Here is a 23,181-nt window from a genome sequence, read left to right as displayed (position 1 = left end):
ACTATGAACATGATTGAGGCAATCAACAGCGCGCTGGATGTCATGCTCGCAAAAGACCCGGAAGTCGTCATCATGGGTGAAGATGTCGGCTATTTTGGCGGCGTCTTTCGCGCAACTGCCGGTTTGCAGAAAAAACACGGCAAGACGCGTGTGTTCGACACGCCCATCAGCGAATGCGGGATTATCGGCGTTGGGGTCGGCATGGCAGCTTATGGCCTGCGTCCTGTACCTGAAATCCAGTTTGCCGATTATATCTACCCCGGGCTCGACCAATTGGTGAGTGAAGCCGCGCGCTTACGCTATCGTTCGGCCAATGACTTCATTTGCCCGATGACGGTGCGGTCGCCCTTTGGTGGCGGCATCTTTGGCGGGCAGACGCACAGCCAAAGTCCCGAAAGCATGTTCACCCACATCTGCGGCATCAAGACCGTGATTCCTGCGACACCTTATGATGCAAAAGGCCTGTTGATCGCAGCAATTGAAGACAATGACCCCGTCGTTTTCTTCGAGCCCAAACGCATCTACAACGGCCCGTTTAGCGGCTATTATGACCGTCCGGTTGAGCCTTGGTCAAAGCATGAAGGCAGCGATGTTCCCGAAGGCTATTACCGCATCGACTTAGGCAAAGCATCTGTCATTCGCGAGGGCGAGACGGTCACGGTGCTGACTTATGGGACCATGGTGCATGTCGTAAAGGCAGTCGTGGCCGAACATGGAATTGATGCAGAGGTTATCGACCTGCGCACGTTATTGCCGCTCGATATCGAAACCATTGAGGCGTCGGTGAAGAAAACAGGCCGATGCATGGTTGTGCATGAAGCGACGCGCACAAGCGGGTTTGGCGCGGAACTGGCTGCGCAGGTGCAGGAACGTTGTTTCTACCATCTCGAAGCGCCGGTGGAGCGCGTGACTGGATTTGATACGCCTTATCCACACAGCCTAGAATGGGCTTATTTCCCGGGCCCTGTGCGACTTGCCCGCGCCTTTGACAAGATCATGAAGGACTGACCGATGCCCAAATTTACGTTCAATTTGCCCGACATCGGTGAAGGCATTGCAGAGGCAGAAATCGTCGCTTGGCATGTCAAGGTTGGCGACAATATTTCCGAAGACCAACCTTTGGCGGATATGATGACCGACAAGGCGACGGTCGAAATGGAAAGCCCGGTTTCAGGCGTTGTGACGAAAGTCGCCGGTGAAGCAGGAGACGTCATCGCAATCGGTTCGATGCTTGTGGAAATCGAAGTTGCTGGCGATGCCGCGGACGCCGATGAGACGCCCGCGCCGTTGGAGACGCCGACACCCGCCGCTGTTGTTGAAGACGAAAATCCGCATGCGCCTGAACCGGTTGCCGAGACGATTACGGTTGCACCTGTTCCGCAACCTGCGCCGCCCGCTGCGCCAATAGCGAACTCGGTTTCGGACAAGGTCATGGCGTCGCCGGCCGTGCGCCAACGTGCCAAAGACCTTGGCGTCGACCTGAGCGAGGTAAAGGCTGCTGGCGGACATATCCGTCATGCCGATCTTGACGCGTTTCTGAATTATGGAACGCAAATGGGCTACCGCCCAGCAGCGGCCAACGCGCGCCGTGATGACGAGACTATAAAGGTCATCGGCATGCGCCGCCGGATCGCTGACAATATGGCGGCGTCAAAGCGGCATATTCCGCATTTCACATATGTCGAGGAAATCGACGTCACGGCTATCGAGTCCATGCGCGCCGATTTGAACGCCAATCGCGGCGCAAAGCCAAAGCTTACGCTTTTGCCCATGCTGATTGTCGCGATTTGCAAAACCATTCCGCAATTCCCGATGATCAATGCGCGATTTGATGACGAAAATGGCGTGGTTACGCGTCATGGCGCCGTCCATCTGGGCATGGCGACGCAGACCGATGCTGGCCTGATGGTTCCTGTTATCCGCGATGCGCAGGATCGGAACATCTGGCAATTGGCGAGCGAGATTACCCGCCTTGCAGAGGCTGCGCGTAGCGGTTCGGCCAAAAGCGAGGAACTGTCCGGTTCGACCTTGACCATCACATCGCTTGGTCCATTGGGCGGCATTGCCACGACGCCCGTTATCAACCGGCCAGAGGTTGCAATCATCGGCCCGAACAAGATCGTCGAACGCCCCATGTTTGTCGGAGACAATATTGAGGCGCGCAAGTTGATGAACCTGTCAATCAGCTGCGACCATCGCGTTGTCGATGGCTGGGATGCAGCAAGCTATGTTCAGGCGCTGAAAAAGCTGATTGAAACGCCGGTTTTGCTTTTTGCTGATTAAAGTTTGAAACCAGACAGGCTATTTTGGTCGAGCTTCAATTTGAAGGTCACGAATGGGCCGGAGCGGCTGTAACGCGCTTCTTCAAAATCGCGGTCTTCAAAGCCGACGATGTTATAGCCGACGCTGATATTGGCGTTTTGGAATGGCGTAACCGTCACTTGAGGACCAACAGCATAGGAGATATTGGCTTTGTTGCTGCCAATGCGAACAGTGCCTGACACGCCAACGTCGGCAAGTTTGCTGATATCGAATTTGAGGTCGCCTCCAAAGACGTTGCTCCAGCCTTTGATGTCGTCACTGCCGAAACGGTCCGTGGCGTAACGCGTTCCCCAGAACAAAGCATATTCACCACGCTCGGCAAAGCCACCCGCGCGCGAATCAATGGGTGTGTAATTGATCGACAGGCTATTTATGATGCGGCGCGAGCTGGCATCGCCATCGATGTTCAACAACGCGCTGCCGATTGGGCCAGCCATTCCGGCTACAGCGCCGCGAACAGCATCGTAGCGGAACTCTGTTTTGTTCAAAATCGACCATGCGCTGCTGCCGGGACGGTGTGCCCAGCTAATTTCGGCCTGAGCTGTGGTAGTTTGGGTGCCGCCGGTTTCTTTGGCGCGGAACCAACTAAAGGCCCCGCCGACGGCGCGGCCTTCGCCGATTTGGCGCAAGACCGCAGTGGTTATTCCGTAACGATTGGTGGTCTCTCCATCGCGAGCCTCTGCGCGCCCCGTCCAGCTCCATACAGTGCCACGATAGGTTGCTCCGGCAGTCACTGCCGTAAAGTCTTCGGTAAGCGCTCCAGAGGCTCCCAGGAAGCCTCCAGAGGCGACGGGCTGTTCTGGGTTGACGATGTTAGCAGGGTCTATCCCACCCAGCGTCGTGTTGCCATCCAAGGTCAGGTCAACTGACCAGTTTTCGTTGATCCGGAAAGATTGCGCGAGCCCGTAAGCGGCATAGTTGCGTGAACCGTTTTCGGTAATCTGCTGCTGATTAAAGCCGGCGAGAACTCGGCCACCGGCCCATGGTGCAAGGTCGAAACCAACGCGTGCGGTCCGCGCGTCGATATTCTCGCCCTTTGCGATTTCATAGCCCGCAACTAAGGCGATGCCCGAATTTATTGAATAGCGGGCAGATACGCTGTGTCGGGCAGGGAAGTCGACGCTGTCGTCTTTGCCGCCCAAGGCAAATTCGGTTTGAGCCGAAAGTTCCAGCTTGCCATCCAGAAGCCGCTGAGAAGCCCCCAGACGAGCCAATGTAGACTCATTCGTCGTGCCGTCCGAAAGCATGTCGCTCGCGTGAGTCAGCCCCGCCCGAAATGTCGTTGCATCGGCCCGATATTCGATTTCACTAATCGCGGCCCTTCGGCGGGCGTCATTGCCGAGAAACTGTTCCTGGTAAGCGATCAAAGATGCCGAAAGCTGTTCGGTAATCCGAACGCGTCCATCCATTCCAAATTTGCGCGTGCCGATTTCGGAACGGTTCTGCTGTCCAACGCCGAACCCAGCTTGCTGTTCACGCACATAAGCAAGCACGTCGAAGCGTTCATCATGATGTTCAGCCTCAATGAGCCATGCAGTAGCTCCGCCTGCGCTTGAAGCAATAGCGGATGACTGTACCTGTGAATTGGAGCCAGCAAACTCCGCACGAATTTCGGTTCCAGTGTTGGGCCGGAAAATAATGTCAGCGCCCAAAAGGTCGGTTTTGCTGACATCGCTTTCGTCATGGACGCCAGTCGCCGCAATTTGAAGCCTCTCGTCCGGGCTTGTCCACCGGACGCGACCACCAGCGTTCGCAGCGCGCTTTCCAATTCCGTCGACTTCATATTCGGCGATGATGAATTGCGGATTGAGGCCACTTGAACGCGAAAGCACGGGTTCACGGAACCGAACGGTGCCCGATAAATAGTCAATGTCATAGTCGATGTGCCGGAACAGCGTTTTGGTCTCGATTATCCGATCCGACCGCAACCGGTCACGCGTTTCGACGCGCAAGCGTTCGGTGTTGGCGATAATGTCCCGCGAGCCGAGGCTATATGGTCCCGACAAGCCATTACCCTGAATTTCATCGCGGCGATAGCGGGTGGGGGTGTCCGAACCAAAGGCAGTCGCCTGGATTTCGTCATTGCGGTATTCGGCCTTCACGCCGTTGAAGGACCTTTGATATCGTGCCAGTTCGGGCTCATCAAGGCCTGTCTGATAATCACCGAAAAGCGCATAAAATTGCGGGCGTTCAAGTTTGAGATAGAGCCGGCGAACCGATGCCGCGTCATAGCGCTGGTCAGTGCCATCGGCGTAAATGGTGTAATAACGCCGTGGGTCAATAATCCCGGCAAAGCGCGTTTCGTCTTCTTTCTTGTCGGTGTCATAGGCCATGGTCATCAGCCATTTGCCAGTGACGCGGCCTTTTGCGTAAAGAGCTATCCGGCCATCGACGTTAATGGGGTCGTTTTCGCCATTGATGACTTCGAGGCCTTCTTTCAACTTGTTAAATCCGACTGTTCCGGCTGCAAAGCCGACGACAGTCCATGGACGGTCGCCCGGGTCAAGCCAGGTTTCAACACGCTGCGCGCGGCGGACTTCGCCATCGGTAAAGTTAAAGCTTATGGCAACGCTTCCCGAAGCGGTTGTAGGTTCGAGTTCGATATACGCCAAACCATCATCGCCATGGACCCGCCACACAGGTGCCGCGCGTTCAAGCCCCGATAACTGATTGGCTTGCTCTGCATCGACTTCAACAGCCGCGCGATAAGGGTCGGAAACCTGAAAGTCGCCGACGGAGCCATGTTGCACTGGTCGACCAGTCCGGTCGGTCAGGCGCACGACGATGCGCGGGCGCGTGACACCATCCGCTACAAGGACGGATTGCTCCTTTATGAATTGCGCCTTCATAGGTGCGTGTGCGAAATATACGCTTCGCTGGAGTGTTTCCACGACCGCACCTGAGGGGTCCTTGATCTGCGCGACAAGCTTGTTTTCGCCATCCTCGATGCCAACACCGCGCCAAATGGCAATAAGGATCTGCCCGTCGGCGCTTTTCTTCACACCGTCGAAATTGAGCGCGTTGGCTGCGACACCGTTGACCGCTAACGCGACCGTCTGCCCCGACTGATGTTTCACGGCAATACGAATTGATTTTACGCGCGGATTTTGGTCAATATCCGGATAGACAAAGCCTGTTCCCGGCTCTTGGCCAGCGAACCAGTCACGCTCTGCGCCTGCCGCTTGCGGATCAGTGAGGACGGCGGGCAGCGCGGAGACAGATTTGCGCGTGTCGGTTCGAGGGGCCGTGGACGTAGCGCGAAAATCTGCCCGTTTCAGCGCGCCGCCTTTGCCTTCCACAAAACGTGAAATAGCACTTCCAGCACTGCGCGTGTTGTCGGCGCAATCAATGGGGGCTTGATCAAGCGGAAAGCTGTTGGGATCAACCTGAACGACGTGAAGGCCGGGTATTAGACCTTCAAAGTGATAGCGACCATCCTTGTCCGTCACGGTGTAGGTGCCGTCCTGCAGCATGACGCGCACGCCAGCTAGCCCCTTGGATATGCGGGGATCGACCCGGCAGCCGCCTTCGGTGACCCGTCCAACAAGCGTGAATCGTTCGGAAATGCCATCTTTGACAATGCGGATCGCCGCGTCGACCATGCCGCTTTGTGCCCCACGATTGTCGGTTGCCGACGCAAGGTTGACGCTATTACCCGTACGCGCGTCTTGTCTGACTTCGGTCAGATATGTCAGGAGCCCCTTTTGCCCGGCGCCCAACGGTGAAACGACAACGCTAAAGCTGGTGCCGTCAGGGGCAATAGCGGGGTTTATCTGAGCGCCTTGGTATTTTACACTATTCTGTCTCAACCGGAGTGAAGTTGGGAGTTGGTCAGTGATTATGATCTGGCCAGTGCTTCTGTCTTGGTCAGGATTTGCGACCGTTATCCGATACTGGACAATATCGCCGGGTGCGGCCGTTACGGTTGATGTCTCTTTACGCAGATTTAATGCGCCACCGGCACGGTCCAAGGGAAGGTCGATCCGCACCGGGGCAGGGTCAAATAATGTGAATGTGCTGCCATAAGATCCACGCGAGATCGCAAAAGCGCCGCCATCAGGCCGGATCAGCGCCGATAGCTCCTGTATGGTTGCAACCGATGGGAATGAATATGGCGAAATCGGCGTAACGATTAGCCGATACGTCCCCCGGCGGAGAAACGGGAATCGATAGAATCCAGGGCTAAACGCATAAACATTCCCGCTCGCGTCGGTGACCGTCGATCCGGCAATCAGCGTGTTCGGAAATGCCGATACCCCGTCATCGCCGAAAACTTCGGCGGGTAGGCCTGTTGCCGCGTTGATTATACTCACGCGTGTGCCGTCAACGGGCGCGCCATTGCCGCTGTCGAATACCAAACCAAATGGATCGACGAGTATCTCGACGCCGGTATGGCCCACAGACGTACCATTTAACGCATCATCAAGCTCAACATCAATCTTGTCACCCGGATTTACAGAAAGCACACAGTCACCGATGATGGGCGATGGAGGAATGGCCCGCGTATTGATATAACCTACAAAATTTCCACTATTTTCCGAATCTTCGGTAAACGAAATGCGTTCCCGGTCGCCGTTCGACGTTATGACAACCGCATCGAAGTTATCAATCCCGGCGGCGTTTGCATTTTTCGACGGTGCGTTGACGCGAATAATAAGGGGTTCGCCAGCCCGTATCATGGTTGTCTGCACTACGCGCGCGGTTGCCATTTGGACATCTGCAAAAACGCCAGCCAGCTTTATTGGAACGGGACCGGCAGTACCTAAGCACATTGTTTGCGGCAATGCCTGCGTGATGGATCCAGCGCCCTGCGACAAACGGTACAAGGAAACGACAGCAGGCAGCTGAGCCTGGTCAACTGCAAATTGAACAGTGTTTGATTGGACTGAAAGCCGGGCAGTTCCCGCGTCCCATTCCGCCGACGCGGTATTGACGATAATGCGAGAGGCGCTTTGGGCATACGCGTCTGAATTGACGGCAGGAAGGAGCATTCCTGCCGTCAATACAAAGGCGATCTTTCGCAAATATTTGGTTAATGGACCCATTTCAAATTCGGGCGGTGACGGGATTATCCGTTCACCGCCCAATATGCTTTAATTGATGGTTGCGCGGAAAATGACGGCGCTGGAATTCCCGCCTGCGATATTTGTCAACGAACCGGCAACGGTGTTGGCAGGTGTTCCAAAGCTTCCGCCGTCGGCGTCACCTGCGGTATCGGTTGCAGCTGAACCGCCGGAGCAGGTTTGGCTTGCACCGGGCGAAGTCACAGTCGCGTTGATCCTGATCGAAGCAGGAACAAAAGTTGTGTTCGTCGGTACAAGGTCGGAAATACTGATGTTCGTCGCCGTGGCACCGCCCGCAGCGTTTGTGACCGATATGCAATATTCCACTTCGGCGCCCGGAACCGATTTAAAGTTACTTGCGCTGACGCCATCACTGATAACCCGGCTGCTTTTAAACACGCTCAATACGGCGGCAGAAACCGTGAAGCTGTCGGTTGCCACGTCGATCCCGTCACGGGCGATAGAAGCACCGCCAACACCCGTTTTGACCGTATCAGCAAATACAGTTTCTACTGTCGTGGCACCGTTTACAGTGCCATCGCCCACTGCAGTAATGGCGGTGCCGTTGCTTTCAAGCGCGGTTGCGGTGAGTTGGACACCCGCAATCTGGCCGTTGGTCGCGTTGAGCGGAACGTTTCCGACAACGAATATGATGCGCGATTGATCGAGGCCGAGATTGTCTACGGTCGTCGCCGTATCGGTGCCAGATTCATACGTGCCATTGCCGTTGCTATCGACAAAAAACTGAAATGACGTCAGGTCAAACCCGTCCTGTCCGCCATGCGCCGCATTGGTCGATGTCGCTTGCTGAAGAGCCGCAAGGTTGAAGTCCAGCGTGTCGTTTGATGTGTTCGTTATCTGAAAGCGGGCAACCTGAGCGGTCTGGCCCGGATTGACCGATTGTGTTCCGGTTGTAGCTGCTTCCACCAAACTGAAGATGATCTTCCGGTCGACCTTGAAAGTGTCCGATGCGGACACGGTTGTCTGCGCAACCGCTCCCACCTGATAGTTCACGTTCACGGTATTCAAAATGTCGGTGCCTGACGCAGTTCCCCCGGCAAATGCAGGTGCAGAGCACAGCATTGCCATGGAAATTGTTGAACAGGCAGCGAGCAGTTTAAGCGTACTGGTCATTGCTTAATACTCCTGTTGTCTTCTAATCTTGATTGCGCCCACACCGCCGCAATCGGGACGGTCTCGCAGCCTGTTTGACCAAGCCACGATAAATGCATTTATCCCGTGTATTGAGGATGATATTAAAGTTGCGGGGCATCACTGAATGACGACCCTGAATGTGACTGTGCGCGTTTCGCCTGCCGTGACATTGCCTGCCGCGACAGTTACGCGTGTGCCGTTGAAGATACCTGCATCGCTATCTGCTGCGTCGGTCAGGCTGACCGCTGCTGCCGCAGATGTTTGAAGCGTCATGGATCCTGTTTGGTAATTAGACCCGGACGGAATGGGGTCATTGATCTTCAGGTTGTTTAACGTGCCGGTCCCGGACACCGTCGCGACCAACCGGTATGTGACAATCGCGCCGGGAACCGGCCGTTGTCCGCCAAACGGATCAGCGATTGATGCCGATTTAACAAGAGTCAGGGATGTAGATTGAACTGCCAAAAATCCATTGGCAACAGCAACAGCTCCGGACGATCCGACAACGGCATTGCCGCCGCCTTGACCTTGGCCGACAAATGCAGTGCCCGCCGCACCCGACCCGGTAACCGCAGTAGCCGTTAGGCTGACATTCGCTCTTGCTCCGTTTGCAATTCCCGACGGCGTCGATGTGATCACGAAAACGGTTCGGCTTTGGTCGGGGGAAATTACCGGATCATTCGAACCAGCGACGTAAACGGAATCAACTCCGGCATCATAAACATTGTTATTGTTGCTATCGATGGCGATCTGCTGAAGCGTTGGATCAAAATCATCGCCGCCATTGGCTGTGTTAACTGTAATATTAAAAGCTTCGTCACCATTACCGGTATTCGTTATTCGGAATGACTGGACATTGCCTGTTTTCCCGGGATTGGTGATAACATCGCCGGGATCAGTTCTCACGACCGTGACGTCAAGCAGTTCGTCGACTTTGATGATAACAGTATTGGAATCGATAGTAACAGGGCCGCCGGGGCCATCAAATGTCGCTGAAGCGATGTTTTCTATATCGGTACCGGCCGGCGTGCCCGCAGCTAACGCCGGCGCGCCCGCTAAAAGCAGCCAAAATATAACGCTGACGCGCGCCAATCGCCTGTGGATCGGCGCACGACGCGTTAATCGCGGTACGGAATGCGGTCTGGTCATCCGCAGACATGTGGCAGAACAATATCAAGAAACTGTTAATTCTGACAGCTTTGATTAACCATGCTAAACAAATGAAAATGAACGTAAAATGTGAAAAAATCTAATTCTAAGAACAGTCGGTAACATTATTCTGTTATCGTTTGCAAAAATTTAGTGCGCGTAGCGGCTTGCATAGAGTTATCAGAAAAAGCCCATTTATGACAAATGGCGTTGACAGAATCTTGCGTCGCTTCTAGTGCCCCCCAACCGCAGTTTAGCGGGTGTAGCTCAGTTGGTTAGAGCGCCGGCCTGTCACGCCGGAGGTCGCGGGTTCGAGCCCCGTCACTCGCGCCACTCTCTTGGATTTATATCTCCGGGGGTGCGCGAAAAGAGCCTGTTTCCATCCAGATCAGCAGCGGACGCATTGGCGCAATCCAGATTATACCTGCAACAAGATAGATAATGCTCTGCACAGCAATGTGCTGGGCACCGATGAATTCCGACGCACTTACGACGATGATTGACCATATCGATATGATGAGCAAAATCGCAAGCATTCCTGCCGGCTTGCGCCAGCTTGGCTGTTTTAGGGGTGATGTCACAAAGTTATCCATGATTGTTCGGTGAGTATTGCATCCATAGGTACATCCCAAATGTCCGTTGCCAATACGGGCGCGCGCTGTATCGACCAAGCAAGGCCAACCTTGATCGCGTGGTCAAGCAGGCTCAACGTCCTGTCGTAATAGCCTGCGCCCTGACCAAGCCGCATCAGCCTGTCATCATAAGCCGTCAGTGGCGTCAAAACCACGTCAGGCCTGCATTCCGCGGCGTTTTCGGAAGGTTGCTGAAGCCCGAATGGCCCGGCAACCAGATCATCGCCCGGAGTCCATCGCAGGAACCGCATGGGCGCTGATCTGCGGGTAACGTGGGGCAGGGCCATATCGCAGCCTAATGCATTCGCCTGTGCCATCAGGGCGGCTGGGTTTACCTCAGAGCCGATAGCCACATAGCCAGCGACAATTTTTCCCGGCTGCAAATATTTCGCCAATGGACTAGGAATTTTGGAAAACGCGAGCGCGCGGACTTGCGGCGACATCGCAGCCACAAACTGGTCCCGGATATTGCGATATTTCAACCGCTGCGCCTGTTTGTCATAGTCTGAAAGCACAGGTTTTCCTGAAGAAAGTTGGCGGAACCACCATGGGTCGTTTCCCGGAATATCCTCTGACGCCAGGACGTCAGGTGGGCACCGTGTGATCTGGACCTTAAGGTTTCCCAAACGGCCCAGGCAGGGACAGCTCCCTTAGATAGATAATCGCCTCAGGGATGTTCTCATCAGTTCGTGCCGGACAGTTCCGCCAATTTCTAATATAAGCGCATTTCGTTAATTCTCAAGCCTAAGCGCCAGATTTTCCAATCGGGCCGCAAGACTCTCTAAAGCATTGGCTGATTGCGCCATCTTTCCGTCTGCCTGGATGTTCACCTGCATATCCTCCGTCGCTGGCGCGGCATCATGCAGCTTGTCTGCGAGCAGAAGTGCGGCAAACAGCAGCGTGCGGGTTTCATTTAAGCTGCCGGAGCCTCCGCCTGCTTCATGCGCGCTGGCATCGACCATAGCCCCTAGAGCCATGAGACGCTGCTCCTCACCGGGGTTGCAAGCCACCATGTATTCACGGCCAGTGATCGTTATTTTAATGTCAGGCATCAGCCCGCTCCGGCCAGAATTTTGTCGATATCCTGAATGGCGGCAAGTGTTTGGGATTTAAGTTTTTTATGGCGTTCGGAGAGGTCCGTGTTCTCATCATCAGTGGGAGACAGAGCCATTTTTTCAATCCGGGACAGCGCGCGTTCTATACGTCCGATCGCTACGATAAACCGTTCTTCCGCCATGGCTTAGGCTCCTTTAATCAGGAAATGTATCAGAGTATCGGTACATTGCAAATAAGTGATAGCATTTTTCCGCACGGATCCGGCCAAAAAACACGTGGCTCACTTGACGCTTGGCACTTGCATCCGCAAAGGGTTCGCACCAACGACTCGGCGGTTTCGCATAATGCAAAATGCCCCGCCAACAGCTTCCTTTGGGGAGCGACAACCGGGGATAGAACATGACCGTTAGTGACCAGCAAATGGCCAATGCAATTCGGGCATTAGCCATGGATGCTGTGCAAGCCGCTAATAGTGGCCATCCAGGCATGCCTATGGGTATGGCGGACGTTGCAACGGTCCTATATTCAAAATTTCTGAAATTCGACCCGAAAGCCCCCGATTGGGCGGATCGCGACCGTTTCGTGTTGTCAGCAGGCCATGGGTCGATGTTTGCATATGCAACCTTGTATTTAACAGGATATGCCAGTCCGACCATCGACGACATCAGAAACTTCCGCCAATTGGGCAGCCCTTGCGCCGGACACCCCGAAAATTTCCTGATTGATGGCATCGAATGCACCACCGGTCCACTTGGGCAAGGACTTGCAATGGCAGTTGGCATGGCCATTGCCGAACGTCACCTCAATGCGCGCTTTGGCGACGAATTGGTTGACCATCGCACTTGGGTAGTTGCTGGTGACGGTTGCCTTATGGAAGGCATAAACCACGAAGCGGTCGGGCTTGCCGGCCATCTTGGTCTTGGCCGCCTGATCGTTTTTTGGGATGACAACCGCATCACGATTGATGGCGCAACGGACCTGTCCACGAGTGAAGACATCGCGGCGCGATATGTTGCAAGCGGTTGGCACGTTGAATCTTGCGATGGACATGATTTCAATGACATAGAACGTGCTATTCAGACATCTTTACAGGATCAGCGTCCGTCGTTAATCGCGTGCCGGACGTTGATCGGCAAGGGATCGCCAAATAAGCAAGGCACCAAGGCACCGCATGGCAGTCCGCTAGGCGCGGACGAAATTATTGCCACGCGCGCTGCCCTCGATTGGCCATATCCAGCGTTCGAGATTCCCGAAGACATTCTCGGTGCATGGCGTGCAACAGGCGAGGCGGGTGCTCTGAAGCATGCCGCATGGCGATCACGCCTTGCGGCAGCGCCCACTGCTGCCGAGTTCAAAACTGCAATGGCGGGAACGCCAAGCGGTGCATGGCTTCAACCGCATCTGGACGGGTTGATTGCTGCGCCGCAAAAAATTGCAACCCGCAAGGCTTCCGAAATCGCGCTGACGGCAGCAACGGCCGCGCTACCCGAACTGCTGGGTGGTTCTGCTGATCTCACGGGGTCAAATTTCACGCGAACTGCATCAACTAATACATTAGATAAAAATGATTATTCAGGTCGATATGTAAATTACGGCATTCGCGAATTCGGAATGGCCGCAGCGATGAATGGCATGGCGCTGCATGGTGGTATCATTCCTTACGGCGGAACGTTCCTGATTTTCTCCGATTATTGCCGTGCCGCCATACGTTTGTCGGCGCTTCAGGAAACGCGAGTCATTTACGTGATGACGCATGATTCCATCGGTGTAGGTGAAGATGGTCCAACGCATCAGCCGATCGAGCAGGTTATGTCGTTGCGCCTCATCCCTAATTTGCACGTGTACCGGCCTTGTGACTCAATTGAGACTGCCGAATGCTGGGCCTTGGCGATCGAAAGTGCGTCAACACCATCGGTCTTGGCATTGTCGCGGCAAAATCTGCCGCAATTGCGCACCGACATTAGCGAGAATTTTTCTGCAAAGGGTGCTTACAAGCTTCGCGCCGCCGACGCGCCGCGCAAAGTTATCTTGATTGCAACCGGGTCTGAAGTCGAAATCGCAAACGCAGTTGCAGATAAACTTGAACAACAAGGCATTGGCGCGGACGTCGTATCGATGCCAAGCTGGGAGCGCTTCGACGCTCAGGCCGCTGCTTATAAATCCGAGCTTTTGCCGAATGATACGCTCCGCGTCTCGATTGAAGCTGGCACAACTATGGGTTGGGAGCGTTATGTCGGCGAGGGCCTTCGGATTGGCATCGACAGCTTCGGCGCTTCAGGCCCAATCGACGCCCTTTACGATTATTTTGGCCTGACCGCTGACAAGATCACCCCGCAAATTGTCGCCCGACTGGGCCAATAGGAGCAAGCATGACTGTAAAAGTAGCAATTAACGGATTTGGCCGCATTGGACGTTTGGTTGCACGCGCGATTTTGGAGCGCGATGACCATGACCTCGAATTGGTTGCAATCAATGATCTTGCCCCCGCGAAGGCCAATGCACTGTTGTTCAAGCGGGATAGCGTCCATGGGCCTTTTCCCGGCACAGTCGAAGCCGATGGCAATGACATTATCGTCAACGGCAATCGCATCCATGTGACTGCGGAGCGCGACCCGGCCAATCTGCCGCATGCCGCCAACAATGTCGACATCGCGCTTGAGTGCACCGGATTTTTCACTGACCGCGTCAGCGCGGAAAAGCATCTGGCCGCAGGCGCAAAGCGTGTCCTGATATCCGCGCCAGGCAAGAATGTTGATAAGACTGTAGTTTTTGGTGTCAACCACGACGTTTTAACGTCAGGCGACGTCATTGTATCGAACGCCAGCTGCACCACCAATTGCCTTGCACCATTGGCAAAGGTACTCAATGACGCCATTGGTATCGAGCGCGGGTTGATGACCACAATCCACAGCTACACCAACGACCAGAAAATCCTCGACCAGATTCACGACGATATGCGCCGCGCGCGTGCCGCCGCGATGTCGATGATCCCGACCACCACTGGCGCAGCGCGCGCCGTGGGCGAGGTGATGCCCGAGTTGAAGGGCAAGCTCGATGGCTCGGCAATCCGCGTACCGACGCCCAATGTCAGCATTGTGGACCTGACCTTCACGCCGAAGCGTGACACGTCGGTGGAAGAGGTCAATGCATTGTTGAAGGCCGCGTCTGAAGGCAAGCTCAAGGGCGTTCTGGCCTATTCTGACGAACCTTTGGTCTCGATTGACTATAATCATTGCCCGGCAAGCTCGACAATCGACAGCCTTGAAACGGCCGTCATTGATGGCAAGCTTGTGCGTGTGTTGAGCTGGTATGACAACGAATGGGGTTTTTCCAACCGCATGGTCGACACCGCCGGCGTCATCGGCAAGTTACTGTAAGGATTTATTGATGACCTTCCGCACGCTCGACGATCTGGGGGATATTGCGGGTAAACGCGCACTCGTGCGTGTCGACCTGAATGTTCCCATGGCCGACGGGCGGGTAACCGACGAAACACGGCTGCGTGCGTTATTGCCCACGGTGCTTGAATTGGCGGACAAAGGCGCCAAAGTCCTGTTGCTTGCCCATTTCGGTCGTCCCAAGGGCGCTAAGCACAGCGAAATGTCGGTGTCGATGGTTCTGGATGCTTTGGAAAATGTGCTTGGGCGCGAAGTTATGTTTGTGCCCGAAATTGCGGGCGACGTTGTTGCGCAGTCTGTGGGAATTTTGGGCAACGGAGACATCGCATTACTGGAAAATACCCGGTTTTGGCCAGGTGAGGAAGCCAACGACCCCGTACTTGCGCGTGATGTGGCCGCCAATGGCGATTTATACGTCAACGACGCCTTTTCGGCAGCGCATCGCGCGCATATGTCGACCGAGGGGCTTGCGCACATCTTGCCAGCTTATGCAGGTCGATCGATGGAGGCAGAGCTTAAGGCGCTGCAGGCGGCATTGGGTTCTCCCGAACATCCAGTGGCAGCCGTTGTCGGCGGGGCAAAAGTATCAACCAAGCTTGATGTCCTGAACAATCTGGTCAAGCAAGTCGATCATCTCATTATCGGTGGCGGGATGGCGAACACCTTTTTAGCCGCACGCGGCGTCAACGTCGGAAAATCTCTGTGCGAACATGACTTAGCAGCCCAGGCCAACGCGATCATGGATGCTGCTGATGCCGCTGGCTGCACCGTACATCTGCCATATGACGTCGTGACGTCAGTCGAATTTCGCGCAAACCCGCCGGTTCGGACGGTCAATGTGCATGAGGTCGCGCCCGACGAAATGATCCTTGATATCGGGCCAGCGGCCGTCGAGGCATTGGCTGACGTATTGAAAAACTGCCGCACATTGGTATGGAACGGGCCATTAGGCGCGTTTGAAATTGAACCGTTTGACGCTGCAACGGTTTCACTTGCGCGGACAGCCGCTGCGCTGACGCGGGAAGGTTCGCTGGTTTCGGTTGCGGGCGGGGGAGATACCGTTGCAGCATTGGAACACGCTGGAGTGACAAAGGACTTTACGTTTGTGTCTACCGCAGGTGGTGCTTTCCTCGAATGGATGGAAGGCAAGCCGCTACCGGGGGTCGACGCTTTAAACATAGATTAAACATGCGGGGCAATGCCCCGTTTTTTTCGAACAAATATGCATACGTATGCCCAAAGAACGCACAGGAAAATAAATATGAATAACAATGACATGATGGATAAAGTTGCGACATCATCAGGCTTCATCGCTGCATTGGACCAAAGCGGTGGTTCGACGCCAAAGGCACTGCGCGGCTACGGCATTGAAGAAGACGCCTATGCCAGCGAAGAAGAGATGTTTGGGCTTATCCACGACATGCGGGCGCGCATCATTACTGCGCCAAGCTTTTCGGGCGAGAAGGTCTTGGGCGCGATCCTTTTTGAGCGGACTATGGATGGCGAAGCGGGCGGCAAGCCAGTACCAGCAGCCTTGCAGGACCGCGGCGTCGTGCCGTTCCTCAAGGTTGACAAGGGACTTGAGGATGAAGCCGACGGCGTTCAGTTGATGAAGCCGATACATGGTCTTGATGAACTGTTGCAACGCGCCAAGGCGAAGGGCGTATTCGGCACCAAAAAGCGATCGGTGATTAATCAGGCATCGCCTTCGGGCATCGCCGCTATTGTAAAACAGCAGTTCGAAGTGGCTGAACAAATCTTGGCCCACGGCCTAATGCCCATTATCGAGCCTGAGGTGAACATCAAAAGCGCGGACCGCGCGCAAAGTGACGTCATTTTGCGCGACGAGATCCTAAAGGCACTGGATAATGTGTCAGGCGATCATAAGGTCATGTTAAAGCTGTCTATTCCGGCAGAGGCCGGGACGTTTGATTCGCTTATCAATCACCCACGCGTGCTGCGTGTTGTTGCATTGTCAGGCGGCTATGCGCGCACCGAGGCGTGCGCCGAGCTTGCCAAGAATAAGGGCATTATTGCCAGCTTCTCGCGGGCATTGCTTGAAGATTTGCGCCACCAGATGACCCCGGACGAATTTGATGCGGCACTTGCCAGCGCAATCGATGAAATCCACGCAGCATCGGCGACTTGAGTTTGGAGAGGGGCCAGCGGCAAATGCGCAAGATGTTTGCCGCTGGCCTAAAGCCTCGTTAAGAGGCGCGGCATGACTGAATATGCATGCCAATTATATCTGATCTCGCCGCTTGATGTCGGCGGTGATTTTCCGGCGCAATTAGAACTGGCCTTATCCGCTGGCACGGTCGCGGCCTTTCAATTTCGCGTTAAAGGTGTGGATCAGCACGAGGCAGCCGCCTTGGCTGAGCCTTTGCAAGCAATTTGCGCAGCGCATGATGTGGCCTTTATCGTGAACGACAGTGTCGCGCTTGCCAAACGGCTGAAAGCAGATGGTGTGCATCTGGGCCAGGGCGACGGTGATGTCCGCGAGGCCCGCGAACTGCTGGGACCTGACGCACAAATTGGTGTCACGTGTCACAATAGCCGCCACCTTGCGATGGAAGCAGCAGAGGCTGGCGCGGATTATGTCGCTTTTGGCGCATTTTACCCGACGGAGACGAAGAACGTGGACCATGTCGCTGAACTGGACACATTACAGAAATGGTCCATGATCACCGAAGTGCCCTGCGTGGCTATTGGTGGTGTCACTCCGGACAATGCCAAGCCATTAATTGACGCTGGCGCTGATTTCTTGGCAGTCAGCAGCTCGATATGGAACCACCCGGAAGGACCCGCCGAAGCAGTAAAGGCATTCAACGCACTGCTTGCCTAATTGCGTCGTCATCGCTAAAGGCCGCGTCCAACGGCACGTTTTGCGTGTCAGCTCTTTCCATCTGTCAAGCGAGTTCACTCATGAAAATCAACGCGGTTGAAATCAAGCCGGGTAACATTCTGGAATATGAAGGCGGCCTGTGGCGTGTCGTAAAGACCGCGCATACTCAGCCCGGCAAGGGCGGCGCTTACATGCAAGTGGAACTCAAGAACCTTCGTGATGGCCGCAAGAACAACATCCGTTTTCGTTCCGCCGAAAGCGTTGAGAAAGTGCGCCTTGACCAGAAGGACTTCCAGTTTTTGTACGCCGAGGGCGACAACCTGGTGTTCATGGACAAGGAAACCTATGATCAGGTGACCTTGCCAAGCGATCTGTTGGGTGATGCCGCGGCCTTCCTCCAGGACGGCATGGATGTCGTCATGGAAATGTATGATGACGAGGCGCTTTCTGTTGCCCTGCCAGACCAAATCGAAGCAATGGTTGTTGAAGCCGACGCTGTTGTCAAAGGCCAGACCGCCTCATCCAGCTACAAACCTGCAATCCTTGACAATGGCGTCCGCGTCATGGTGCCGCCGTTCATCAGCTCGGGCACACGTATCGTTGTGGACGTCTACGAACGGGAATATGTCAAGAAGGCCGATTAAGTACGTTCCCCTCCCGCAGGCGGGAGGGGTTAGGGGAGGGTAGTTCCCTCCATTTGAATTTTACTCTCGTTTCGCGGATGCAGGCCCTCCCCCGGCCCATCCAGCAAGCGGGAGGGGAGCATTATATGCCAGCATTAACTGGTCTTTTGACCATCATGGAAAAAGCGGCCCGTAAGGCGGGTGGCAAGCTACGCCGTGATTTCGGCGAGATTGAGCATTTGCAGGTCTCGCAAAAGGGACCAGCAGATTTCGTGTCGAAGGCCGATGAACGCGCCGAGGATACGATCTTCCGCGAACTTGAAATTGCACGCCCTGATTGGGGCTTCCTAATGGAAGAAGGCGGAATGATTGCCGGAGCTGACGGCAAGCCGCGTTTCATCGTCGACCCGCTTGATGGCACAAGCAATTTTCTGCACGGAATTCCGCATTTTGCGATCTCGATTGCTGTGCAAGATCCAAAGCCCGATGGTTCTGGATGGGGTGATATTTTTGCGGGCCTCGTATACAACCCGATTACAGATGAGAGCTTCTGGGCCGAGCGCGGTAAGGGCGCTTGGCTGGGCAACCGCCGTCTGCGCGTTTCTGCGCGCCGACAACTGAACGAGGCACTGATCGCGACCGGCACGCCCTATAAGGGCCATGGCGACTTCGATGAATGGTCCAAGATTTACAACGCTATTGGGCCTTCGGTGTCGGGTATCCGCCGCTTCGGGGCCGCAAGTCTCGATCTGGCTTGGCTCGCTGCGGGGCGTTATGATGGCTTTTGGGAAAGTGGGCTTTCGCCCTGGGATACAGCCGCAGGATGCCTGCTTGTCCGTGAAGCCGGGGGCTTTGTGACCGACTATCGCGGCCGAAGCCCGCATATCGCCGATGTTCAGGTTTTGGCCGCAAATGATATCTTGCATAGCAAGCTGCACAAGTTGTTGGTCGGGGCGATAAAATAAGTTGCAAAAAAGGTAATAAAAATGCCGAGTCTTGGCCTTGCAGGTCAGGATTCTTCTGCCTAGAAGCGCCGCAAGTGACTGGGTTTCGGAAGCGGGTTTGATATGACTGATTTGTCGCAATATTTGCCAATACTGCTTTTCCTTGTGGTGGCGCTCGCATTGTCGTCGGCTTTTGTTTTTTTGCCGATGGGTGTGTCGCGTCTGACCGGCACGCACAAGCCAACAGAAGCCAAGCTGACCGAGTATGAATGCGGCTTTCCGGCCTTCGAAGATTCACGCAGCCAGTTTGACGTGCGTTTCTATCTTGTGGCAATTTTGTTCATTATCTTCGACCTCGAAGCTGCCTTTTTGTTTCCTTGGGCCGTCAGCTTGGGTGAAACGGGATGGGTTGGATGGGGCACGATGATGCTGTTCCTGTTCGAACTGGTCATCGGATTTATTTATGCATGGAAAGTGGGAGCACTCGAATGGGAGTAATCACACCAACGCTGTCGGACGTGCAAACGCCGGATGCCGCCTTTTTCAAGGACATTGAAAGCGAAGTGAACGACAAGGGCTTCGTCGTTTCATCGGCCGAGGACCTGTTCAATTGGGCGCGTACCGGTTCGTTGTGGCCGATGACATTTGGGCTTGCATGCTGTGCGGTCGAAATGATCCACGGTTATATGCCGCGTTATGACTTTGAACGTTTCGGCATCGCGCCGCGCGCTTCACCGCGTCAGTCGGACGTCATGATCGTAGCTGGCACGTTGTGCAACAAAATGGCCCCTGCATTGCGTAAGGTTTACGACCAGATGTCGGAGCCGAAATATGTCATTTCCATGGGCAGCTGTGCCAATGGAGGTGGCTATTATCATTATAGCTACAGCGTTGTGCGCGGTTGCGATCGCGTTGTGCCCGTCGACATCTATGTGCCCGGTTGCCCGCCGACTGCGGAAGCATTGCTGTACGGAATCATGCAGTTGCAGCGTAAAATCCGCCGGACGGGAACCATAGAACGGTGAGCCATTCCGCACCTCTGATAACAACGCCCGAAGGCACGCTTGACGCCATCAAAGCGGCGCTTGGCCAGCATATGGTTTCAATCGAAGAGGCCAATGGCGAGATAGCTGTGCATATTCACCGCGATGCGTTGGTCGAGTGCATGATCCAACTGCGCGATGAATGTGCCTATCAGCAGCTGATGGAAATCGCCGGCGTTGACTGGCCAGATCGCGATCCAAGGTTCGAGGTCGTCTACTGCCTGCTTAGTCTTACCAAGAACCATCGCATCCGCGTTCATTTGGCAACGAATGAAGATCAGGCCGTGCCGTCGGTCACTGGTATCTGGCCGGTCGCGGGATGGCTGGAACGCGAAGTATTCGACATGTATGGCGTGCTTTTTTCCGGCAATACCGATTTGCGCCGCATATTGACCGATTATGGCTTTTCGGGGCACCCGCAACGCAAGGATTTCCCGCTCACGGGCTATGTCGAGTTGCGCTATTCGGAAGAAGAAAAGCGCGTCAAATATGAGCCGGTTCAGTTGGCGCAGGATTTCCGCAATTTCGATTTTCTGTCGCCATGGGAAGGCGCGGATTACGTGCTGCCCGGCGACGAAAAGACCGGTGAAGGGGATGGCAAGGGTGCGACGCAGCGCATGACGGCTGAAGAAGTCAAAAAGGACCCGGTCAAGCCAAGCTCGCCTCCGCCGCCGACACCAAAGACGACGGACACGCCAGCGCAGACAGGCGCAGGTAAGGCGTCAAACAAGGAGGCGGTTAAGCGAAGCGTTCGCAAGCCTAAGGCGACGGGAGACAAGGCATGAGTATGCAGCAGGATCTCGCGCCTACAACTGGCGACGAAGTCATCCAGAATTACACAATCAACTTCGGACCGCAGCATCCCGCCGCGCACGGCGTGTTGCGTCTGGTGATGGAACTCGATGGCGAGATCGTCGAACGGCTTGACCCACATATCGGCCTTTTGCACCGCGGCACTGAGAAGCTGATCGAGTATAAAACTTACTTACAGGCGTTGCCCTATTTCGACCGGCTAGATTATGCGTCGCCGATGGCAATGGAGCATAGCTATGTTCTGGCAATCGAGAAACTGCTTGATCTCGAGGTGCCAATCCGCGCGCAATATTTGCGTGTGTTATTTGCTGAACTCACGCGGATTAAGAACCATACGCTGAACATTGCGCACCATATCATTGATGTCGGCGCAATGACCCCGCCATTGTGGTTGTATGAAATCCGCGAAGATATCATGGGCTTTTACGAACGCGCGAGCGGCGCACGGATGCATGCGGCATGGTTCCGTCCAGGCGGCGTACATCAGGATGTGCCGTTGAAGCTGTTGACCGATATTGCGGAATGGCTCGACGACCGCATGCCGCGTCTGTTCGAAGACGCAATGGCGCTGGTGGTCGACAACCGCATTTTCAAACAGCGCAATGTTGATATCGCGATCGTGTCGAAGGAAGATGCGATCAAATGGGGCTTTTCCGGCCCAATGATCCGTGGTGCGGGGATCCCGTGGGATATCCGCAAGAGCCAGCCTTATGACGTCTATGCCAAGATGGAATTCGACATTCCTGTCGGCACGCGCGGCGACTGCTATGACAGGTTCATGGTGCGCGTCGAAGAAGTCCGCCAGTCGGTCCGCATCATGAAGCAGTGCATTCAGCAAATGCCCGAAGGTCCGGTATGCAGCGACGACCGTAAGGTTACGCCGCCCAACCGCGCGGAAATGAAACAGTCGATGGAAGCTTTAATCCATCACTTCAAACTTTACACAGAGGGCTTCAAAGTACCCGCCGGAAGCGTCTATGTGGCCACTGAGAGCCCGAAAGGCGAGTTCGGGGTGTATCTTGTCGCTGACGGAACAAACAAGCCCTATCGCTGTAAAATCCGCCCTACGGCGTTTTCGCATTTGCAGGCGATGGACTTTATGACCCGTGGGCACATGCTGGCGGATACGACAGCGATTTTGGGCGCGCTCGACATTGTGTTCGGGGAGTGTGACCGCTGATGACTCGCGAGCTTATGTTTTTGGCATCGGCAGCATTTGGGTCGGTCGCGTTGGTCGCGGCCTATCTATATCTCTTCCATGACGGTATTTCGGCAAAGGAAGTTGGCTCAACCGCTGCCGCCATGATTTTTGGCGCATATCTGGGACGGGTCTGGGGACGGAAAGAAGCACATGGCTGAGGCAGCACGGATCCCCGACGAAACCGAAACCCGCGCGAAATGGGGCGGCTTTGCCTTTACGCCCGAGTATCAGGCGAAGGCGGATGTCTTTATTGGCCGCTATCCTGCTGGTCGGCAGCAGTCCGCTGTTATGGCTTTGCTTGACCTTGCGCAGCGTCAGGTCGGCGAAGAAACGCACACGCAGGGTTGGTTGCCCGTCCCTGTGATCGAATATGTCGCGAACTATCTGGGCATGCCGTATATGCGCACATACGAGGTTGCGACCTTTTACACGATGTACAACCTTGCACCGGTGGGCCGTTACCATGTGCAAGTGTGCGGAACGACGCCATGCATGCTGCGCGGGTCCGACGACATCATCGCGGCGTGTAAGAACCGGGGCCTTGTAAAGGGAGCCACAACGCCAGATGGCATGTTCACACTGAACGAAGTGGAATGCATGGGCAATTGTGCCTCTGCGCCCATGGTCCAGATCAACGACGATAACTACGAAGATCTTGATTATGACAGCATGACCGCGATTCTGGGCGATCTTGCCGAGGGTAAGCAACCCAAGATCGGCACGCAATTGCCCGGACGCCACACGGTTGAGCCGTATGGCGGCGCAACAACGCTGCACGCGATGGTTGACAAAAACCATGATTATCGGGGGGAGTATTGATGTTTGCCTTGATCTCACCCAACTCCGTCGCCCCAGCGCAGGCTGGGGCCCATCGCGTCTTTCGGTCACGGACGACAAGCGAGATAGGCACCAGCCTTCGCTCGTGCGACGTGGCGTG

The 23,181-nt window shown here is 55.1% G+C and carries 22 protein-coding genes and 1 tRNA gene; 16 read left to right on the top strand and 7 right to left on the bottom strand.

Annotated features, from left to right (window positions below; translation table 11 throughout):
• Positions 1-3 precede the first annotated feature (3 nt).
• Both ACLL9E_RS02350 and ACLL9E_RS02345 read left to right on the top strand, forming a co-directional pair.
• Positions 4-1,008, top strand: a complete 1,005-nt coding sequence (locus ACLL9E_RS02350) for an alpha-ketoacid dehydrogenase subunit beta (RefSeq protein WP_411290136.1) — start codon at positions 4-6, stop codon at positions 1,006-1,008.
• A gap of 3 nt (positions 1,009-1,011) precedes the next feature.
• Entirely contained in the window at positions 1,012-2,283 is a 1,272-nt protein-coding gene (locus ACLL9E_RS02345) for a dihydrolipoamide acetyltransferase family protein (RefSeq protein WP_411290135.1), read from the top strand.
• On the opposite strand, the gene ACLL9E_RS02340 is transcribed toward ACLL9E_RS02345, so the two are convergent.
• The 3 genes from ACLL9E_RS02340 to ACLL9E_RS02330 all read right to left on the bottom strand — a co-directional run bounded on the left by ACLL9E_RS02340 (position 2,280) and on the right by ACLL9E_RS02330 (position 9,689).
• A complete protein-coding gene (locus ACLL9E_RS02340; RefSeq protein ID WP_411290134.1) occupies positions 2,280-7,313 on the bottom strand; it encodes a hypothetical protein in 5,034 nt (1,677 codons plus the stop codon). The genes ACLL9E_RS02345 and ACLL9E_RS02340 overlap by 4 nt on opposite strands.
• 102 nt (positions 7,314-7,415) lie before the next feature.
• Complete coding sequence (locus ACLL9E_RS02335) at positions 7,416-8,519, bottom strand: hypothetical protein (RefSeq protein ID WP_411290133.1); 1,104 nt, start codon at positions 8,517-8,519, stop codon at positions 7,416-7,418.
• Positions 8,520-8,657: 138 nt separating this feature from the next.
• Positions 8,658-9,689 carry a hypothetical protein gene (locus tag ACLL9E_RS02330; RefSeq protein ID WP_411290132.1) on the bottom strand — a complete coding sequence of 344 codons (1,032 nt, stop codon included), beginning with the start codon at positions 9,687-9,689 and terminating at the stop codon, positions 8,658-8,660.
• A gap of 256 nt (positions 9,690-9,945) precedes the next feature.
• Between ACLL9E_RS02330 and ACLL9E_RS02325 the strand changes: the two genes are divergently transcribed.
• Positions 9,946-10,022 (top strand) — tRNA-Asp (locus tag ACLL9E_RS02325).
• Between the two features lie 11 nt (positions 10,023-10,033).
• Here ACLL9E_RS02325 and ACLL9E_RS02320 read toward each other — a convergent pair.
• The 4 genes from ACLL9E_RS02320 to ACLL9E_RS02305 all read right to left on the bottom strand — a co-directional run bounded on the left by ACLL9E_RS02320 (position 10,034) and on the right by ACLL9E_RS02305 (position 11,558).
• Entirely contained in the window at positions 10,034-10,270 is a 237-nt protein-coding gene (locus ACLL9E_RS02320; protein ID WP_411290131.1) for a DUF2842 domain-containing protein, read from the bottom strand.
• Positions 10,267-10,836, bottom strand: coding sequence for a 5-formyltetrahydrofolate cyclo-ligase (locus ACLL9E_RS02315; RefSeq protein WP_411290130.1), 570 nt, complete (start codon positions 10,834-10,836; stop codon positions 10,267-10,269). Before ACLL9E_RS02315 ends, ACLL9E_RS02320 begins: the two co-directional genes overlap by 4 nt.
• 216 nt (positions 10,837-11,052) lie before the next feature.
• The gene (locus ACLL9E_RS02310) at positions 11,053-11,373 is read right to left on the bottom strand and encodes a cell division protein ZapA (protein WP_411290129.1); all 321 of its coding nucleotides are present in this window, start codon (positions 11,371-11,373) and stop codon (positions 11,053-11,055) included.
• Positions 11,373-11,558: a hypothetical protein gene (locus ACLL9E_RS02305; protein WP_411290128.1), complete on the bottom strand. Its 186-nt coding sequence runs from the start codon at positions 11,556-11,558 to the stop codon at positions 11,373-11,375. The genes ACLL9E_RS02310 and ACLL9E_RS02305 overlap by 1 nt, the downstream gene beginning before the upstream one ends.
• 218 nt (positions 11,559-11,776) lie before the next feature.
• Between ACLL9E_RS02305 and tkt the strand changes: the two genes are divergently transcribed.
• From tkt to ACLL9E_RS02240, 13 genes are all read left to right on the top strand, one after another.
• A complete protein-coding gene (gene tkt / locus ACLL9E_RS02300; RefSeq protein ID WP_411290127.1) occupies positions 11,777-13,738 on the top strand; it encodes a transketolase in 1,962 nt (653 codons plus the stop codon).
• An 8-nt stretch (positions 13,739-13,746) separates the two neighbouring features.
• Complete coding sequence (gene gap, locus ACLL9E_RS02295) at positions 13,747-14,754, top strand: type I glyceraldehyde-3-phosphate dehydrogenase (protein WP_411290126.1); 1,008 nt, start codon at positions 13,747-13,749, stop codon at positions 14,752-14,754.
• Positions 14,755-14,761: 7 nt separating this feature from the next.
• A complete protein-coding gene (locus ACLL9E_RS02290; RefSeq protein ID WP_411290125.1) occupies positions 14,762-15,961 on the top strand; it encodes a phosphoglycerate kinase in 1,200 nt (399 codons plus the stop codon).
• Between the two features lie 75 nt (positions 15,962-16,036).
• Entirely contained in the window at positions 16,037-16,924 is an 888-nt protein-coding gene (locus ACLL9E_RS02285) for a fructose bisphosphate aldolase (RefSeq protein WP_411290124.1), read from the top strand.
• 72 nt (positions 16,925-16,996) lie between these two features.
• The gene (gene thiE, locus ACLL9E_RS02280) at positions 16,997-17,620 is read left to right on the top strand and encodes a thiamine phosphate synthase (protein ID WP_411290123.1); all 624 of its coding nucleotides are present in this window, start codon (positions 16,997-16,999) and stop codon (positions 17,618-17,620) included.
• An 80-nt stretch (positions 17,621-17,700) separates the two neighbouring features.
• Positions 17,701-18,264, top strand: a complete 564-nt coding sequence (gene efp / locus ACLL9E_RS02275) for an elongation factor P (protein ID WP_411290122.1) — start codon at positions 17,701-17,703, stop codon at positions 18,262-18,264.
• A gap of 125 nt (positions 18,265-18,389) precedes the next feature.
• Positions 18,390-19,208 carry an inositol monophosphatase family protein gene (locus tag ACLL9E_RS02270; protein WP_411290121.1) on the top strand — a complete coding sequence of 273 codons (819 nt, stop codon included), beginning with the start codon at positions 18,390-18,392 and terminating at the stop codon, positions 19,206-19,208.
• Between the two features lie 102 nt (positions 19,209-19,310).
• A complete protein-coding gene (gene ndhC, locus ACLL9E_RS02265; RefSeq protein ID WP_397602383.1) occupies positions 19,311-19,685 on the top strand; it encodes an NADH-quinone oxidoreductase subunit A in 375 nt (124 codons plus the stop codon).
• The gene (locus tag ACLL9E_RS02260; protein ID WP_411290120.1) at positions 19,676-20,212 is read left to right on the top strand and encodes a NuoB/complex I 20 kDa subunit family protein; all 537 of its coding nucleotides are present in this window, start codon (positions 19,676-19,678) and stop codon (positions 20,210-20,212) included. Before ndhC ends, ACLL9E_RS02260 begins: the two co-directional genes overlap by 10 nt.
• Positions 20,209-21,015: an NADH-quinone oxidoreductase subunit C gene (locus ACLL9E_RS02255; protein WP_411290119.1), complete on the top strand. Its 807-nt coding sequence runs from the start codon at positions 20,209-20,211 to the stop codon at positions 21,013-21,015. The genes ACLL9E_RS02260 and ACLL9E_RS02255 overlap by 4 nt, the downstream gene beginning before the upstream one ends.
• A 2-nt stretch (positions 21,016-21,017) precedes the next feature.
• Entirely contained in the window at positions 21,018-22,223 is a 1,206-nt protein-coding gene (locus ACLL9E_RS02250; RefSeq protein ID WP_411290149.1) for an NADH-quinone oxidoreductase subunit D, read from the top strand.
• A complete protein-coding gene (locus ACLL9E_RS02245) occupies positions 22,223-22,402 on the top strand; it encodes a hypothetical protein (RefSeq protein WP_411290118.1) in 180 nt (59 codons plus the stop codon). The genes ACLL9E_RS02250 and ACLL9E_RS02245 overlap by 1 nt, the downstream gene beginning before the upstream one ends.
• The gene (locus ACLL9E_RS02240; protein WP_411290117.1) at positions 22,395-23,063 is read left to right on the top strand and encodes a complex I 24 kDa subunit family protein; all 669 of its coding nucleotides are present in this window, start codon (positions 22,395-22,397) and stop codon (positions 23,061-23,063) included. The genes ACLL9E_RS02245 and ACLL9E_RS02240 overlap by 8 nt, the downstream gene beginning before the upstream one ends.
• Positions 23,064-23,181 lie beyond the last annotated feature (118 nt).

The sequence above is a fragment of the Sphingorhabdus sp. genome, assembly GCF_046596595.1.
In the GTDB taxonomy this organism is placed as follows: Bacteria; Pseudomonadota; Alphaproteobacteria; order Sphingomonadales; family Sphingomonadaceae; genus Sphingorhabdus_B.
This window is presented reverse-complemented; position numbering and strand designations above follow the sequence as displayed.

Bases quoted from the DNA above. Each gene is read 5' to 3' on its own strand.
- ACLL9E_RS02350 (WP_411290136.1), top strand. From the start codon at position 4: ATGAACATGATTGAGGCAATCAACAGCGCGCTGGATGTCATGCTCGCA.
- ACLL9E_RS02345 (WP_411290135.1), top strand. From the start codon at position 1,012: ATGCCCAAATTTACGTTCAATTTGCCCGACATCGGTGAAGGCATTGCA.
- ACLL9E_RS02340 (WP_411290134.1), bottom strand. From the start codon at position 7,313: ATGCTCCTTCCTGCCGTCAATTCAGACGCGTATGCCCAAAGCGCCTCT.
- ACLL9E_RS02335 (WP_411290133.1), bottom strand. From the start codon at position 8,519: ATGACCAGTACGCTTAAACTGCTCGCTGCCTGTTCAACAATTTCCATG.
- ACLL9E_RS02330 (WP_411290132.1), bottom strand. From the start codon at position 9,689: ATGACCAGACCGCATTCCGTACCGCGATTAACGCGTCGTGCGCCGATC.
- ACLL9E_RS02310 (WP_411290129.1), bottom strand. From the start codon at position 11,373: ATGCCTGACATTAAAATAACGATCACTGGCCGTGAATACATGGTGGCT.
- ACLL9E_RS02305 (WP_411290128.1), bottom strand. From the start codon at position 11,558: ATGGCGGAAGAACGGTTTATCGTAGCGATCGGACGTATAGAACGCGCG.
- tkt (WP_411290127.1), top strand. From the start codon at position 11,777: ATGACCGTTAGTGACCAGCAAATGGCCAATGCAATTCGGGCATTAGCC.
- gap (WP_411290126.1), top strand. From the start codon at position 13,747: ATGACTGTAAAAGTAGCAATTAACGGATTTGGCCGCATTGGACGTTTG.
- ACLL9E_RS02285 (WP_411290124.1), top strand. From the start codon at position 16,037: ATGAATAACAATGACATGATGGATAAAGTTGCGACATCATCAGGCTTC.
- thiE (WP_411290123.1), top strand. From the start codon at position 16,997: ATGACTGAATATGCATGCCAATTATATCTGATCTCGCCGCTTGATGTC.
- efp (WP_411290122.1), top strand. From the start codon at position 17,701: ATGAAAATCAACGCGGTTGAAATCAAGCCGGGTAACATTCTGGAATAT.
- ACLL9E_RS02270 (WP_411290121.1), top strand. From the start codon at position 18,390: ATGCCAGCATTAACTGGTCTTTTGACCATCATGGAAAAAGCGGCCCGT.
- ndhC (WP_397602383.1), top strand. From the start codon at position 19,311: ATGACTGATTTGTCGCAATATTTGCCAATACTGCTTTTCCTTGTGGTG.
- ACLL9E_RS02260 (WP_411290120.1), top strand. From the start codon at position 19,676: ATGGGAGTAATCACACCAACGCTGTCGGACGTGCAAACGCCGGATGCC.
- ACLL9E_RS02250 (WP_411290149.1), top strand. From the start codon at position 21,018: ATGCAGCAGGATCTCGCGCCTACAACTGGCGACGAAGTCATCCAGAAT.
- ACLL9E_RS02245 (WP_411290118.1), top strand. From the start codon at position 22,223: ATGACTCGCGAGCTTATGTTTTTGGCATCGGCAGCATTTGGGTCGGTC.
- ACLL9E_RS02240 (WP_411290117.1), top strand. From the start codon at position 22,395: ATGGCTGAGGCAGCACGGATCCCCGACGAAACCGAAACCCGCGCGAAA.